We start from the raw sequence: 340 nt of genomic DNA, 5'->3' as shown, positions 1-340 counted from the left end.
GGTCGGCGGCGCGGATCTGCCCGGCGAGCGCCTGCGCCTTCGCGGCGATCGCGGCGGCGTGCTCGGTCGCGGCCTGGGCGGCCGTCTCGAGCGCGGCGACGCGGGCATGCGCCTCCTCCACCGCCCGTTCGGCGGCGGCGATGCGGGCGGGGGCCTCGGCCTCGGCCGGGGCGAGGCGGGCATCCTCCTCGGCGAGCCGCATCTCGGCCCCCTGCGCGTCGGCGGCGAGCCTGCCGGCATGGGCGAGATCGGTCGCGATCTGGGCAAGCCGCTGATCGGCGGCGGCGAGCGCGCCGGTCGCAGCCTTCTCCTCGGCCTCGATCCGCGCGGCCGTGGCGCG

At 80.3% G+C, this 340-nt stretch carries 1 protein-coding gene; it reads right to left on the bottom strand.

Annotated features, from left to right (window positions below; translation table 11 throughout):
* Window positions 1-340, bottom strand: a 340-nt coding sequence (locus tag FK498_RS19675) for a hypothetical protein (RefSeq protein WP_370510925.1), incomplete at both ends; no start/stop codon positions are given.

Source organism: Elioraea sp. Yellowstone (assembly GCF_006704265.1).
Classification (GTDB): Bacteria; Pseudomonadota; Alphaproteobacteria; order Acetobacterales; family Acetobacteraceae; genus Elioraea.
This window is presented reverse-complemented; position numbering and strand designations above follow the sequence as displayed.